Source organism: Paenarthrobacter sp. (assembly GCF_031180005.1).
Taxonomy (GTDB): domain Bacteria; phylum Actinomycetota; class Actinomycetes; order Actinomycetales; family Micrococcaceae; genus Arthrobacter.
Genome location: NZ_JAPSHI010000002.1, coordinates 95,672 through 110,192, shown reverse-complemented (window position 1 = coordinate 110,192; position 14,521 = coordinate 95,672). Strand labels below are relative to the sequence as shown.

General features: G+C 60.1%; 17 protein-coding genes. 13 read left to right on the top strand and 4 right to left on the bottom strand.

Annotation, left to right across the window (positions count from 1 at the left end):
* Nucleotides 1–97 precede the first annotated feature (97 nt).
* The gene (locus tag RIF72_RS02840; RefSeq protein ID WP_309073352.1) at nucleotides 98–1,813 is read left to right on the top strand and encodes a GAF domain-containing sensor histidine kinase; all 1,716 of its coding nucleotides are present in this window, start codon (nucleotides 98–100) and stop codon (nucleotides 1,811–1,813) included.
* 4 nt (nucleotides 1,814–1,817) lie between these two features.
* Here RIF72_RS02840 and RIF72_RS02835 read toward each other — a convergent pair whose 3' ends face one another.
* Complete coding sequence (locus RIF72_RS02835) at nucleotides 1,818–2,516, bottom strand: response regulator transcription factor (RefSeq protein WP_309073351.1); 699 nt, start codon at nucleotides 2,514–2,516, stop codon at nucleotides 1,818–1,820.
* Nucleotides 2,517–2,746: 230 nt separating this feature from the next.
* Here RIF72_RS02835 and RIF72_RS02830 point away from each other — a divergent pair, with 230 nt between their 5' ends.
* Together RIF72_RS02830 and RIF72_RS02825 are read left to right on the top strand one after the other, a co-directional pair.
* The gene (locus RIF72_RS02830) at nucleotides 2,747–3,109 is read left to right on the top strand and encodes an SPW repeat protein (protein ID WP_309073350.1); all 363 of its coding nucleotides are present in this window, start codon (nucleotides 2,747–2,749) and stop codon (nucleotides 3,107–3,109) included.
* A 353-nt stretch (nucleotides 3,110–3,462) separates the two neighbouring features.
* Complete coding sequence (locus RIF72_RS02825; protein WP_309073349.1) at nucleotides 3,463–4,326, top strand: universal stress protein; 864 nt, start codon at nucleotides 3,463–3,465, stop codon at nucleotides 4,324–4,326.
* Between the two features lie 87 nt (nucleotides 4,327–4,413).
* Here the strand turns inward: RIF72_RS02825 and RIF72_RS02820 are convergent, their stop codons facing one another.
* Nucleotides 4,414–4,857, bottom strand: coding sequence for a pyridoxamine 5'-phosphate oxidase family protein (locus tag RIF72_RS02820; protein ID WP_309073348.1), 444 nt, complete (start codon nucleotides 4,855–4,857; stop codon nucleotides 4,414–4,416).
* Nucleotide 4,858: 1 nt separating this feature from the next.
* On the bottom strand, nucleotides 4,859–5,305 hold the full coding sequence (locus tag RIF72_RS02815; protein ID WP_309073347.1) for a universal stress protein: 447 nt from the start codon (nucleotides 5,303–5,305) through the stop codon (nucleotides 4,859–4,861).
* Nucleotides 5,306–5,349: 44 nt separating this feature from the next.
* Here RIF72_RS02815 and RIF72_RS02810 point away from each other — a divergent pair, with 44 nt between their 5' ends.
* Nucleotides 5,350–5,658, top strand: a complete 309-nt coding sequence (locus tag RIF72_RS02810) for a hypothetical protein (protein WP_309073346.1) — start codon at nucleotides 5,350–5,352, stop codon at nucleotides 5,656–5,658.
* Nucleotides 5,659–6,112: 454 nt separating this feature from the next.
* On the opposite strand, the gene ppsA is transcribed toward RIF72_RS02810, so the two are convergent.
* On the bottom strand, nucleotides 6,113–8,536 hold the full coding sequence (gene ppsA, locus RIF72_RS02805; RefSeq protein ID WP_309073345.1) for a phosphoenolpyruvate synthase: 2,424 nt from the start codon (nucleotides 8,534–8,536) through the stop codon (nucleotides 6,113–6,115).
* A gap of 126 nt (nucleotides 8,537–8,662) precedes the next feature.
* Between ppsA and RIF72_RS02800 the strand changes: the two genes are divergently transcribed.
* The 9 genes from RIF72_RS02800 to RIF72_RS02760 all read left to right on the top strand — a co-directional run bounded on the left by RIF72_RS02800 (nucleotide 8,663) and on the right by RIF72_RS02760 (nucleotide 14,521).
* The gene (locus RIF72_RS02800) at nucleotides 8,663–8,992 is read left to right on the top strand and encodes a DUF3040 domain-containing protein (RefSeq protein ID WP_309073344.1); all 330 of its coding nucleotides are present in this window, start codon (nucleotides 8,663–8,665) and stop codon (nucleotides 8,990–8,992) included.
* A complete protein-coding gene (locus tag RIF72_RS02795) occupies nucleotides 8,989–9,456 on the top strand; it encodes a flavodoxin domain-containing protein (RefSeq protein WP_309073343.1) in 468 nt (155 codons plus the stop codon). Before RIF72_RS02800 ends, RIF72_RS02795 begins: the two co-directional genes overlap by 4 nt.
* Entirely contained in the window at nucleotides 9,456–9,902 is a 447-nt protein-coding gene (locus tag RIF72_RS02790; protein ID WP_309073342.1) for a universal stress protein, read from the top strand. Before RIF72_RS02795 ends, RIF72_RS02790 begins: the two co-directional genes overlap by 1 nt.
* Before the next feature lies 1 nt (nucleotide 9,903).
* The gene (locus RIF72_RS02785; RefSeq protein ID WP_309073341.1) at nucleotides 9,904–10,038 is read left to right on the top strand and encodes a hypothetical protein; all 135 of its coding nucleotides are present in this window, start codon (nucleotides 9,904–9,906) and stop codon (nucleotides 10,036–10,038) included.
* A gap of 2 nt (nucleotides 10,039–10,040) precedes the next feature.
* A complete protein-coding gene (locus RIF72_RS02780) occupies nucleotides 10,041–11,486 on the top strand; it encodes a DUF4389 domain-containing protein (RefSeq protein WP_309073340.1) in 1,446 nt (481 codons plus the stop codon).
* Nucleotides 11,483–12,433, top strand: coding sequence for a polysaccharide deacetylase family protein (locus RIF72_RS02775; RefSeq protein ID WP_309073339.1), 951 nt, complete (start codon nucleotides 11,483–11,485; stop codon nucleotides 12,431–12,433). Before RIF72_RS02780 ends, RIF72_RS02775 begins: the two co-directional genes overlap by 4 nt.
* A gap of 149 nt (nucleotides 12,434–12,582) precedes the next feature.
* Nucleotides 12,583–13,095 (top strand): hypothetical protein, encoded by a 513-nt coding sequence (locus RIF72_RS02770; RefSeq protein WP_309073338.1) that lies wholly within the window; start codon nucleotides 12,583–12,585, stop codon nucleotides 13,093–13,095.
* Nucleotides 13,070–13,540, top strand: coding sequence for a pyridoxamine 5'-phosphate oxidase family protein (locus tag RIF72_RS02765; RefSeq protein WP_309073337.1), 471 nt, complete (start codon nucleotides 13,070–13,072; stop codon nucleotides 13,538–13,540). The genes RIF72_RS02770 and RIF72_RS02765 overlap by 26 nt, the downstream gene beginning before the upstream one ends.
* 24 nt (nucleotides 13,541–13,564) lie before the next feature.
* Complete coding sequence (locus RIF72_RS02760; RefSeq protein ID WP_309073336.1) at nucleotides 13,565–14,521, top strand: ABC transporter ATP-binding protein; 957 nt, start codon at nucleotides 13,565–13,567, stop codon at nucleotides 14,519–14,521.

Genomic DNA, 14,521 nt, shown 5'->3' with positions numbered 1-14,521 from the left:
CTCGCGCCGTAGCCCGTTCAGAAACGCCAGAGTAGTCTGGCAGCAAGGAGCCTTCCGGCCCCGTCGGAGAATTTCATGCATTATTCGAAAGGCATTGGTGAACGAATCCGAAGCTCCTGAGCCCCGTCAGCCCAAGCCCGAGTCGCGGATCCCCATTGATGACCTGTTGAAGGACTTCGTTGGGCGCGCCGGGGAGCTTTTGCAAGCACAGGAAAGAACGCGGGGTCTGCTCGAAGCAGTTGTCGCCGTAGCGGAGGACCTGAGTCTCGAAGCGGTGCTCAACCGCGTGGTGACCTCCGCCTGCCAACTGCTTCAGGCCCGGTATGGGGCCCTGGGCGTCCTTGGTGAGGACAACGCACTCAGTCATTTCATCACCGTGGGGATAGACGAGGAACTCGCTCAACGCATCGGCCCGCTTCCTACCGGACACGGTGTACTCGGCCTGCTCATCACCGAGCCTGCACCACTTCGCCTCCATGATCTGGGCCAACACCCGAACGCCTACGGATTTCCACAGCACCACCCGCCCATGAAGTCGTTCCTCGGAGTTCCGGTGCGTGTCAGGGACGTGGTGTTCGGGAACCTTTACCTGACCGAAAAGGACGGGGGCGGAGACTTCACGCCGGAGGATGAAGACCTTGCCGTGGCTTTGGCTGCGGCGGCCGGCGTGGCAATCGAGAACGCCCGCCTGTATGAAGATGCCAGACGTCGGGCTTCCTGGCTCGAAGCCTGCATGGACGTCACAGGAAGAATGCTCGGCGGCGACCAGATGGATCAGGCCGAGAACTCAGCTTTGGACTTGATCGCTGCCAGGGCTCTACGGGAATCGGCATCCCATCTCGCCTTGATCCTGGTTCCCTCTTCCCCGGGAGGGCCGCATGTAGTCGCTGGTACGGCTGGGGAATCCGGCACTGAATTCGCTGGCATGTCACTGACAATGGATGCCCCCGAAGTCCGTGGGGTTGGACGAAACGGGACGCCTGTTTGCCTTGATGACTCCGAGGATCTCCTTGGTCTAGCGGGCAATGCAGGGCCAGCAAAGCTCCTTATTATCGATCTCAGTGCCCAAGGGGCCCATCATGGCCTCCTGATCCTTGCCCGTAATCCAGGCACAGGCAATTTCTCCAAGACCGACGTCGAAATGGGGGCGGTCTTCGGCTCGCACGTGGCCCTCGCGCTGGCACTGGAACGAATTCATAGGCTCCGGGAACAAGTGATGGTGTTCTCGGACCGGGACAGGATCGCCCGGGATCTCCACGACCTGGTGATACAAAGACTTTTCGCAGCAGGGTTGAGTATCCAGAGCCTCCGCCGGTTTACTACGGGCGATTCTGCCCTGAACAGGATCGACGCTGTCACTGAAGAGCTGGACACCAGCATCCGTGATCTACGCAACACCATCTATTCCCTTCAAGCCAGTACCCACGAGCTAGAGCCTCTGAGCGGCCGCATCCTCCAGTCGATACAGGCCGGTGCCAAATCCTTGCCCTACGCGCCACATCTGACCTTGGCCGGCCCCGTTGATTCCCTGACCGACGAAACCATGATCAAACACCTGCTGGCTGTTGTCTCCGAGAGCCTCAGCAATGCCGTACGCCATTCAGAAGCCCGGTCCATCGATATATCGGTGGCGGTGAACAATAACCGGCTGACCCTTGAAGTGATGGACAATGGTTGCGGCTTCAAGGATCCCACCCCGGGGAACGGGCTAACGAACATGGCTCGCCGCGCTGCGGAAATGAACGGCATGTGCACTGTCACCAGTGCTCCAGGCAAGGGGACGTCCCTGACATGGTCGGTCCCGTTGGCCTGATCCCTCAGCGCAGGGTCCCGGCGTCCTCGTCGGGAGAATGTGCCATGAAAACCGCCGCCTGGGTTCGACGTTCAAATCCGAGCTTGGCCAGCAGGGATGAGACGTAGTTCTTCACCGTTTTCTCGGCAAGCAGCATTTCCTCACCGATCTGACGGTTGGTCATACCTTGTCCAACGAACTCAAGGACCCGGCGCTCCTGCGGGGTGAGTGACGAGACTCGGGGATCCTCCTTCTTGGGCTCCGTGAGGCCCTCGATGATCCTCGTCTTGACTGCCTCATCGAACAACGACTCGCCCTTGGCAGCCTTACGCAGGGCACCCAGCAGGTCCATTCCGCCGATTTCCTTCAGGACGTACCCGGCAGCACCGGCAAGGACAGCCCCGCAGAGTGCCTGTTCGTCGTCGTAACTGGTCAGGATGAGGCAATTCAATGCAGGGTCAACGGAACGCACGTCCCGGCAAACCTCAATTCCCGTCCCGTCCGGCAACCGTGCATCAAGAACAGCGACGTCCGGGTGCAATGCAGGAATACGGCGCGTCGCTTCCTCGGCGGACCCGGACATGCCGACAACCACGAAACCTTCACCTTCCAAAAGCTCCTGGAGACCCCTACGGACCAATTCGTGGTCATCGAGTATAAACACCCGGATTGGTTCTCCTGGTGAAACACCGGTGGTGTGGCCGGCTGTTTCTGGGCGATCCATGATTCTCCTGTCCGGCGGCTGATGGCCGCATTCTCTTTGGCCCGGGCGGGCGGCTCTGCCAAATTCTTGCTGACTGCACCCCTTGGCCACAAGGGTCCAAGGACCCTCCATCGGCCCGTGACTTTCGGCCCTGTTGAGAACGGGTCCATGTGCCGACGCTGGAAGAACAGGGCACACGAAGCACCCGGCGAAGAGTGCAGTGTCAGAGAACAAGAAGGAGCTGGATCCACATGAAGAAATGGACACGATGGCAGGACTGGACTGTTGTCGCTGCCGGAGCCTATGCAGCTTTGTCGGTCCTTTGGACCACGCCGGAAGGATCGTCGTCGGCGATCATGGTCACGCTCGGCGTCCTGCTGGTCATTGGAGGTGCCGTGAACCTGGCAATGCCCGGCATGCCCGCCGCTGAGTGGGCCCAGGCAATAGTTGCAGTAGCTCTCCTGCTGGCACCGTGGGTGGGGGGTTTCACCTCGGCAACGGGCGCCGCCTGGAGCGCGTGGATTCCTGGCGCAGTGGCCTTGGTGGTTACCGCTCTGGCGATCAGGCCAAGCACGGAGGAATACCGGCATCACCACGTGGCGTCTACGCCGTAATCACCAAACCACTCAGTGGCGCCGCGTCACCGCGCGGCGCCACTGGCCGCATAGCAGTGAACAGGCCCAACGTCCCGGCTTTCACATCGAGGCATACGGCAATGACCCCAACAATGCCATTGTCGTGAGCCGCTACCAGGCCGCCGGCACCAGGGGCGCTGCCCTGGCTGCGCCTCCGCATCAAACACGAGTTGGGTTGGAACGCCCTGGTCCCGGAATAACTGGAGACCATCTCCATGGCCACACCGGAAGAAGGACTTCCGGCCCTAACCTGCCCTATGAACCCGGTGCAAACTGGCAACAAGACCCGGGCCGACGTCCGGGGAACCAATCAACGAAGAACGGGCCCAGCCATGAATGAAGCAATTGTCGTAGGCGTCAACGATTCACCCAGCAGCGAGGCTGCCATGGGGTGGGCCATGCATCGGGCAGCCGCCTTGAAGCTGCCGGTACAGCTTGTCCATGCCGTGGATGACCGCTGGGCGTACGATTCTGTGGGATACAACGAGTGGATCCGGGAATCCGGCATCAACTTTCTTGCTGCCGCCAAGGACCGGGCCGCCAAGATGGAACCCACCGTCAATGTCACCACCGACCTCGTCTCTGGCGGAGCCGGCTACGCTTTGGGCAAGAGGTCTAAAAAGGCCGCCATGGTGGTCATTGGTTCCGGCCATGGCTGGGTTGGCGGTTCCCTGACCGATCGCGCTCTACAGGTTGCTGCCGTTGCGCGTTGTCCCGTAGCAGTTATCGGTGAGCACGACATGACAAACCGCAAAGGGATTGTGGTCGGGGTGGATGGTTCTGAAGAGTCCACACAGGCCGTCGCATTCGCCGCGGCTGAGGCCGACCGCCAAGGCCAGGAGCTGACTGTTCTCCATGCCTTCCTCACACCGGAACCGTGGGTTACCCGCGGTGTACCCCACACCAACTACTTCGAGGTCATCACGGAAGAAGAGCGCGTCGTCCTGGCCGAGACTGTCGCCGGCTTAGCAGACAAATACCCGGATTTGGTGGTACACCAAGTCCTCGACACCCACACACGGCCCGCCGAAGCACTGCTCGCTGCCGGGGCCACTGCACAATTGCTCGTGGTTGGCAGCCGCGGGCGGGGCAGTTTCAAACGCCTCTTGTTGGGTTCGACAGCGCACGCGGTTCTCACCAAATTGCCGTGTCCCACGATTATCGCGCGGATCAGTCCGGTCAAGCACTCCGGCTGAAGGCAGCAGCTATTCTCCGAACTGGGGGCACAGAAAGTGCGGGTTTCGCCTTTTTTCCGGGCAAAACCCGCACTTTCCCCATGCAAGCTAGGCGAGATATACGTGCTTGCCTGTAACGATGGAGGGCTGGATACAAACGAAGAGACCTCTGTCCCCACCGGCCCACGGTTCTGCCGTCATATGACCCCACAGGCGCGTGAGTAGCTCCCGGTCAACAACATGGGACGAGGAGCCGCTGACCAACACCGACCATCCTTCGCTTCGGTCAGCCCTGGCCTCGTCGACCTGGAACGACGTCTGCATTCGGGCCACGGGCCCACCAATCAACCCTTCCAGAGAGGTGCGGAAGTAGATGGCACGATCGTGAACCAGATAGTTGACAGGCAAGATCATCACCCTGCCATGGTGGACGAAACCTACCCTTCCTGTGTCCTGCACACGCAAACGCTCCCAGCATTGCACCTCACTAAGGTCTTCGCTGACGTGGCGGGCACCATCGATGCGTACAGGTTCTGGGCTGGGAACACTCATTTCATGCTTCCTTTTCGGGGGTGTGCACTACAAGAACCGGGCAATGTGCGTGAGCGACACAGGCGGAGCTGACCGAGCCCATCAGTAGACCACCGAATCCACCGTGGCCACGCCTGCCGACCACTACCATCTCTGCTCCGCGGCTGGCTTTGATCAGTCCTTGCCGAGGATGACCTTGCTCCAGATGGGAACTGACGTTGTCCGGCACGTCAATGCCGAATGCTTTTTCAACCGACTCCTTCAGCACTTGCCCGGCAGCTTCCTCAAAGCCCGTGATCCCCACGGCCACATAGCCCTCGTAGACCGGCGGGAAATCCCAATACGCTACGGCCTCAACGGATGCCCCCAAAGGCACGGCGAGGCGTTGTGTCTCGCGAAGTGCCTCAATGGATGCCTCGGAACCATCCACACCTACAACGATCCTGCCCCATGATCCTTCCTGCTCCATGCTGCCCTCCTGACAGTTGTGACGATAGGTCCTGCCAGAATGCCGTGAACAGCGCCCCTCGAACAGGGCCGAAGGTCACGACGTCGCTGGACAGGGGCGGAACTCTTGCGATCGCAGGCATCCACCTCACTGACATACCCGCCGTCAAATACTCCGACGAACTCTTCTACGAGAAACAAATCTGCAGCGTCACGACCAACACCGGGGCTGATGGATCGGAATTGCTAGCCCTTGCAGCCGACATGCCCCTGATTCCTACTACCACTGCATACGACTTCCCAGCAGCGGACCGCGCACTGGACGACCTCGCCAACCCCAGGATTACCGGCGCCGCAGTGCTGAAGATTTTATGAGGGGTCAACGTGACCGTGCTTGGACGTCAGGTTCTCCTTTTCTTGGCAAACCGTTTCTCTAGTTTCGCTTCCGCGTCCTCGCGGCGTTTGCCCAGCCGGAACAACTGCTGAACCAACGGATTCTGTGGGATTGAAGGAAGCCTTCCGCGTTGCAGTGGCCGGGCATTATTTCCTTTCTCTGGCTCGACCGCCTCCGACGGGCGTTGAGGTCTGACCGGGTCCGGTGTCTCAGAGGTGCTGTCGATCATCATTCACCAGCCTTGCGCATGTGCCGGGTCGCAGCAACCGGAACCTGACGTTTGCTTGGTCATCCGTAAAAAGCTCAAAGGTCCCGTTCATGGGGCCGCTCCTTCTGCACTTGCTGATCACGGCATCATCGGTCCCCCCACTATGCCTTCCACCAGCATGACCGCAGCTGGGTGGCGGCATAAGGGCCGGAAGTCCCACCCCTGATTCAACACGGATCGCTGACTATCAAAGCCGTACGGAGGTGCTTTTCTGCATCAGCAACCAGGGGGACTGTCCGGATGAAGGTGTCGGGGTTCAGTGAAATCGAGTCAATGCCTTCTCGAACAAGGAACTCCGCAAAGTCCGGATGGTTGCTTGGACCTTGGCCACAAATCCCTATCCGGATTCCGGCTGCATGTGCCTTCCCGATGACCTCCGAGATCATGGTGGTGACGGCTTCATCGCGTTCATCGAAGAGCCCTGCCAATTGTTCTGAATCACGGTCTACGCCAAGCACCAACTGGGTCAAATCATTGGAGCCGATAGAGAAACCATCAAAGCGATGGGCGAATTGTTCCGCCAGCACCACGTTGGAGGGGATCTCACACATCATGTAGATGCGCAGCCCATGCTCTCCACGCACAAGTCCGTTCTCCGACATCGCGTTGAGCACCTTGTCCGCTTCGTCCACTGTTCGGCAAAAAGGAACCATGACGATGACGTTTGAGAACCCGATCACTTCACGCGCGCGTTTCACGGCCCGGCATTCCAGCGCGAAAGCTTCACGGTATTGCTTGTCGTAGTAACGGGAAGCCCCTCGGAATCCCAGCATGGGATTTTCCTCATGGTGTTCGAAGAAGCTGCCTCCGATGAGATGTCCATACTCGTTGCTCTTGAAATCGCTGAGCCGGACAACCACTGGTTTCGGATGGAAAGGGGCAGCAATCTTGGCTAGGCCTGTGGCAAGGACACTGACGAAGTATTCCTCGGGGCTGGTGTAGTCCCTGGTCAGTTGTTTAATAACTCCGGACTCGGCTTCATCCTTCACCAGCTCGGGATGGATAAGGGCCATCGGATGAACACGGATCAAGTTGTTGATGATGAATTCCATCCTCGCGAGACCGACTCCTGCCGCAGGAAGACGCCACCAGGTGAAAGCTGCGGCCGGGCTGGCGATGTTGACCATGATGTCCGTGCGCGTTGTGGCAAGGCTCCCGGTGTCCACCTCTTCTACGTCGAAGTCCAGCATCCCGTCATAGACGTGTCCCTCTTCTCCTTCGGCGCACGAGAGCGTGACAACTTCCCTACCTGCCAGCGCGTCAGTCGCGTCGCCAGTGCCCACCACAGCGGGAACGCCTAGCTCACGACTCACAATCGCCGCGTGACTGGTAGGTCCCCCATGGTCGGTCACAATCCCGGCTGCCCGCTTCATCACCGGAACCCAGTCCGGGTCCGTCATCCGGGTTACCAGAATGGCCCCATCAACAAACGCCTCGATGTCCTTGGCATCCTGGATGATGCACACAGGGCCCACGGCAATGGAATTCCCCACCGCGGCACCGGATGCCAGGAGACGGCCATCCTGCCCCAGATGGTACATGCGGAAGAGCGTCCCGCTTTTTTGGGCCTGAACTGTTTCCGGCCTCGCCTGCACCATGAACAACTCGCCTGTGATGCCGTCCTTGGCCCACTCCATGTCCATGGGACGTCCGTAGTGGTTTTCCACGGACACGGCCCAGCGCGCGAGCTTAATGATGTCGTGATCCGGGAGAACAGTGGCACGTTGTTCTTTGTCTGTGGTTTCCACCATCCTCGTGGAGACGGTCCCACCCAGGCGGTAAATCATCTTCCGTTCTTTGGATCCCACGGATCTTTCGATCACGGGCACCAGAGCGGGGTTATCCAGCAGTGGTTTGAACACTTGGTACTTGTCCGGGTTGATGGTTCCCTGGACAACAGTCTCGCCCAATCCCCACGCCGCGCTGATGACGACGCTCTGTGGAAAGCCCGACTCCGTATCGATGGAGAACATCACTCCTGAAGCACCGACGTCGGACCTCACCATGCGCTGGATACCCACGGACAGTGCCACGTCCAAGTGCCCAAACCCTTTAATCTCCCGGTAGCTAATGGCGCGATCAGTGAATAGGGAGGCAAAACAACGTCGGCAGGCGTCCAGAAGTGCGCTCTCACCTGAGATGTTCAGGAATGTTTCCTGTTGCCCGGCAAAGCTGGCATCCGGCAGGTCCTCTGCCGTTGCGCTACTGCGAACAGCTACTGCCAACTGCTCCTGCCCGGCTCGTTCGCCAAGCCGCCGATAGTTCTGCCTGATGCTCTCGATAAGCCCGCCCGGAAACTCCCCGGCCAACATCGACTCTCGAATGGCATATCCCGTATCACGAAGAGACAACCTCCCTGACCTGAGTTCACTGATGGAATCACTGATGACAGATTCGAGTCCATTGGCAGCCAAGAACTTCCTGTACGCGCCGGACGTCGTTGCGAAGCCGTCGGGTACCTTAACCCCCGCTGAGCTCAACGATGTGGTGAGCTCGCCCAGTGATGCATTCTTACCGCCTACTTCGGGAACATCCCCCATTCCGATGTCCTCAAACCATTTGACACGTGACTCTTCGCTGGCTGGCTGCATGCCTTGATTCTGGGCGGCGCGGGACAACCCGGGCAGAGTCTTTGGTCCCGAACCCTGGAGTGACTTTCGGCCCTGTTTCCTGATTCCGACACCACACATGCTGGGAGGGAAGGCAGGAGGCACACCATGGCACTTTCGGAGTTCGAGCGGCTCGAACTGGACAACATTTCACAGGCTCTTTTGGCAGAGGATCCCAGGCTGGCAGCACTCATGAGCTTGGAAGACCTTGGTCGGTGCCGTTGGAAGGGCATAAGGCGCGGTGTCCTTGCTGCCCTTGCCGGTCTCGGATTGATGTTGGTGAGTTTCCCATTGAGCAGCCTGGCACTGGGTGTCCTGGGATTCCTCATCATGGGTGGAGGAACGTACTGGGCAACCCTTTTCATAGGTGACCGCCCCCTTCGCGGAAGACAGCGCTCCCGGACAAACGCCCACGAGAACAAAAAGGAACAGTCATGAAAGCACTCGTCGTTTACGATTCCGGCTTTGGCAACACGAAGTCGATCGCCGAGGCCATTGCAGCGGGCCTCAACTCACTCAACGCGAAAGTGCTGCCCGTCGGACAGCTCCGATCCGAAGATATCTCCTCCGGTGACCTACTGGTGGTGGGAAGCCCCATCAATGGTTGGCGCCCGACCCAGAAGACGATGGAGGCTCTGTCCCGTGTAGCTAGCCGGGGACTTTCCGGAGTGGTTGCTGCCGGCTTTGATACGAGAGTCAAGTTGTTCATTCATGGCGATGCGGCCAAAAAGATCACAAAAACCCTGAAAGACGCCGGAGCCAGCGTTATTGCCAAGCCCATGGCCTTCTACGTCAAGGGAACTGAGGGGCCCTTGCTTGATGGGGAGACGTCCCGCGCAACTGCGTGGGGTGAAGAACTCCTGGCCATTGCCAAAGCGTATACAACCCAGAGGAGTGCGTGATGGCAAGCTGGCTTGACCCGAGCAAGATCATTGTTGGCGTCGACGGGTCCCAAGCATCGGTGGAGGCGCTACGCCAAGGACAGCGCATTGCCTTGGCTCTCAACGCACCGCTTGAAGCGTGGGGGTGCTGGGAGATGCCGCTGGGATACGAGGGATATCTGGCGATGGGCATAGATGGTTTTGCCCATGATGCCGAAGAGCGACTCGATAAGGCAGTGGTGGAGGCTTTCGGTACTGAGAAGCCCAGGAACGTTAGTTCCCGACTCGTTCAACGCTCGCCCCGTGCAGGGCTCGTTGAAGGCAGCAAGCATGCGTCACTTCTGGTGGTAGGCCGGCGCGGTCACGGTGGTTTTGGGGGACTTCTCCTGGGTTCGGTCAGTTCGGCGTGCGTCGCGCACGCGCACTGCCCCGTTCTGGTGGTCCACTCCCCCGAAAAGGGCCATTGAGATGACCACAGGGCAGATGGCCGTCCCAGCAGCTCCAGAGCGACCGGCGGCCGGCGCGCCTGCAGTGAGCAGCATCGCCGCCGCTGCAGCGGCCGTCGGCATTGCCTCGTTGATCTTCAACCGGAAAGAACTCTAGCCATGAAAAAGCCAGGTCATATTGTCCTTCTTGTTGTCGGTATTGTTCTCTCCTTGGTCGGCTTCACACTGGCAGCGGCAGGCGCGGTAGCGGCATGGTTTGCATCTTCCCAAAACGACGGAGCCTTCTTCACCTCCCCCACTGAGCGCTACACGGTTTCGTCCCGGGCATTGGTCTCCCCCCAGCTCGATGCCGTGGGCGAGGGCACCCCCGAAAGGCTTCCCTTCGACGTCGGAACCCTCAGGCTCCGTGCCATTGCGACAGATCCTGGCCGCGAAGTCTTCATCGGCATCGCCCCCCAGAATGAGGTGGAAGCGTACCTTGCAGGAGTACACCATACCGAGTTGCGTGAAGTGAAGTTCCAACCCTTCCGGCCTGTTTACAGGGACATTCCAGGATCATCCACCCCCGCACCGCCCGGTGGCCGGCAGTTCTGGGCAGCTTCAGCCTCCGGGCCGGGCGAGCAAGAGCTTACCTGGAACATAGCCTCCGGTAATTGGACGGTGGTGGTGATGAACGCTGACGCCAGTGGCGGGGTCTCCGCAGACCTGCAAGCCGGTTTTCGTTCCGACCTCATCAAGCCCGCAGCCACAGGCCTGCTGTTCGGGGGCCTCGCGGCCGTACTCATCGGCGTGCCGCTGTTGGTGTTGGGCGCCGTAGGTTTGGGCCGTGGCGGAGGATCGCCGGGGCAGCCACCTTCGACCTCTGCGCTAGCACAAGGTTCCACTCCGGCAAGGCCCATGAACTCACCGCTTCATTTCACTGGCCAGCTGGACCCCGCACTGTCGCCATGGATGTGGCTGGTGAAATGGTTCCTCGCCATCCCCCATTTTTTCGTGCTGTTCTTCCTCTGGTTCGCGTTCGCCGTCACCAGCATCATTGCCTGGTTCGCCATCCTCTTCACGGGCCGCTACCCGCTGTCCCTCTTTCATTTCAACGTTGGCGTCCTCCGATGGAACTGGCGCGTGGCCTTCTATGCCTACGCCGCAGGCGGGACCGACCACTATCCTCCGTTCAGCCTCTCCCGGAAGGACTACCCGGCGAACGTGGAGGTGGATTATCCGACCCGCCTCTCCCGGGGCCTGGTTCTTGTAAAGTCCTGGTTGCTGCTCATACCGCACTTGCTGATCGTGGGGGCGTTCACCGGAACGGCGACGTGGGCCTGGAGAACCGAGGACGGACCCGCCGGCGTGGTCAACGATCGCGGCGGAGGACTGTCCTTGCTGGGTCTACTGGTCCTCATCGCGTTGGTAATCCTGTTGTTCACCGGCAGCTACCCGCGCCCGCTGTTCGGCTTCATCATGGGCATCAACCGATGGGTCTACCGTGTGCTCGTCTACGGCGCCCTACTGCGCGACGAGTATCCGCCCTTCCGCTTGGATCAGGGTGCCTTCGAACCCGAGCCACTCCAGCCCCCGAACGCTGACGGGACGGCCGGCCTGCCGTGAATAACGGCCGCGCATCCGGAGTAGCACCGGCGTCGCGAAGAAACGAACGACGGCAAGTGGCCGCCGTCGTGGTTGTGGCAGCCATGGCGGTGCTCGCCGTGGGGCTGACGCTGTTGATCACGGCGGAACCGCAGGGGGTACCGGGAGCGCTAACGACGACGTCAGCAAAGTCGACGCCGACCGCAACCGCCGATTCCGTTTCACCTACGCCAAGTGCTTCGACGGTGTCGCCGGAGCCGGATGAATCCCCGAGCGTTGGGCCTGAACCTGGTGAATCTGAGACCGGTGGACCGCCGGTTGCAGCGCTGCCGGAAGCACTGTTGGGACGGGACCTTGAGGAACTGCCGGGGGCCGGGAATGTGGTCGCTCTGACGTTTGACGCGGGGGCCAACTCAGCTGCCCTGGCGAGCATTCTGTCAACCCTTACAGCGGAGCAGGTGAAGGCAACATTCTTCCTGACCGGCAGCTGGGTGCAGGCAAACAGCGGGAGCGTGGACCGCATCTTGGCGGACGGACACCGACTGGGTAACCATTCGATGAGTCATCCGGGTTTCACACAGCTGACGGATGCGCAGATCACAGAGGAGATTCGGGGAGCCGAAGCAGCGATCCTGGCTGCGGGCGGCGATCCCCGGCCGTTCTTCAGGTTCCCGTTCGGCGAACGGGATTCCCGGGTCATCGCCACCGTCAACAGGCTCGGCTATGTTGCTGTGCGCTGGAGCGTGGACACTCTCGGCTGGAAGGGAACCAGCGGCGGAGTAACTGAGGAAACAGTCCTTCGGCGCGTTGTTGACGGACTTCGCCCCGGCGCCATCATCCTGATGCACATAGGTTCCAATCCGGAAGACGGAACTACCCTGGATGCTGACGCGTTGCCCGGCATTATCAAAGAGATCAAGACGGCCGGATACGGCTTCGTGACCCTTGACCAATTGCTGGTTGCTTAGGGATGGCCGCCAGGCTGAATCACGGCACCACGGACTCCGCTCATCATGGTTTGTCACCGGAGTCCTGGTCCAGCTCGCAGGGCAGGGAGCAATCACCTATCTGCCGGTCATGAACCATCTCTTCCACACCGCACCCCTTAGGAGGAACGATGATTCGAGTGATGCTTCTGACCGTGCAAGCGTCAGTCGCGGCGACATCGATTGCCGGCGGCCTGGTCATGGCTGTCGGATCGTGGCCGGGAGTTGACAAGAGCGCTCTACCGCCCGGGCTTCAGCTGCCCGAGGAATACCTGGAGGGGTCTCCGTTCAGCACCTACCTGGTTCCGGGGCTTCTGCTGGCCATCATTGTAGGAGGCTCACACACGTTGGCGTTCGTCCTGCTCCTTCGGCGACGTGGACTGGCATCCGTGGCGGCGGCCACGGCGGGCTATTCCATCCTCGTGTGGATCTTTGTCCAAATGGCACTGATCCCGTTCAGTGCACTGCAGGCGGTCTACTTTGGAGCTGGCTTGGCGGAAGTAGGTTTGCTCCTGCTTTTGCTTGGTGTCGCCTCCCCGGAGCCGGCGGGAGACGTTCCGGGATCACTCGGGCCTTTGGGCCCTGTTGGGGACCGGAAAGCGGCCGTAGGATCTCCGCATGAGCGACAAAAACATAGTGCCTGAGGCAGAAGTACTTGAATCGGACGATTGTTGGAGGCTCCTTGGCGAGGCCAACGTCGGGCGGCTTTCTGTGATCGTCGACGGCCACCCTGACATCTTTCCCGTGAACTTCGCGGTGGATAACAACACTGTGGTTTTCAGGACCGGACCGGGAACCAAACAGTGGGCCATGGAGGATGACGCCGTGGTAGCCATCGAGGCAGACTCCGTCAGTGCCGAATTCGGGATTGCATGGAGTGTGGTGGTGAAAGGCACAGTTGAGGAGGCAGGGTCCGAAGGCCCTCGACTTGATGAGATCAGGCGAGCCCTTTTCCCGTGGCAGGGAGTGGGCCAGGACCACCTCTTCAGGATCGTTCCGGCCTCGGTAACCGGGAGACGATTCGACCTTTCGGCACCGATGTCGCTGGGGACGTCACTCAACGACGCAACACGGGCCGGCCTGGAATAGTCTGGTGCGTTCTTGAAGAATCAGGTGGCACCTCCTCGCACCGGAACAGTCTTGTCGGCAGACCGGCTCGTTAAGAGATTCGGTGACCTGACCGCCGTCGACGACGTCTCCTTCGCCATCCGCCCCGGTGAGACTTACGGTCTCCTGGGCCCGAACGGCGCCGGAAAGACCACCATCATCAACATGGTGGCCGGTCTGGTCCCCGCCGATTCCGGATCAGTGGACGTGGCCGGTATCCGGATGGACCCGGCAGGCACTGCGGCAAAACGTCATCTGGGACTGGTACCTCAAGAGCTTGCCATTTATCCGGATCTGACGGCCCGCGAGAACCTTAACTTCTTCGGTCGGCTCCAGGGCCTGGGCCGGAAGGAATTGTCCTCCAGGGTGAATACAGTTTTGGATCTCCTTGGACTGACTGAGCGGGCTGATGAACAAACCAAAAAGTATTCAGGTGGTATGAAGCGTCGTTTGAACATTGGTATCGGTTTGCTGCACCGCCCCGGGTTGCTGATCCTCGATGAACCGACAGTGGGAGTTGATCCTCAGTCCCGGAACTCGATTCTTGAGGCGGTGGGAAACCTCTCGACGGAGGGCACCGCTGTCCTCTACACGACGCACTACATGGAAGAGGCCGAGCGTCTCTGCGACCGGATAGCCATACTTGACCAAGGCCAGGTCCAGGCCGAAGGAACCAGGGACGAGCTCATCACGCTAACCGGCGGAGTGGACCGGATCAGCCTCATGGGGACCGGTCGGACCACGGCAGCCGCTGAAGCACTTGGGTCACTCGACGGCGTTCATCGCGTCACCGATTCAGGGGGAACCGAGTTGATCCTCACCGTCACGGACGGTGCAGCTCTCCTCGCAGGCATCGTTACCACCGCAGCCCGATCAGGAATGATACTGGCATCGGTATCCGTGACACGTCCGGATCTCGAATCAGTTTTCCTGCATTTAACAGGCAAAGCGCTCAGGGATTGA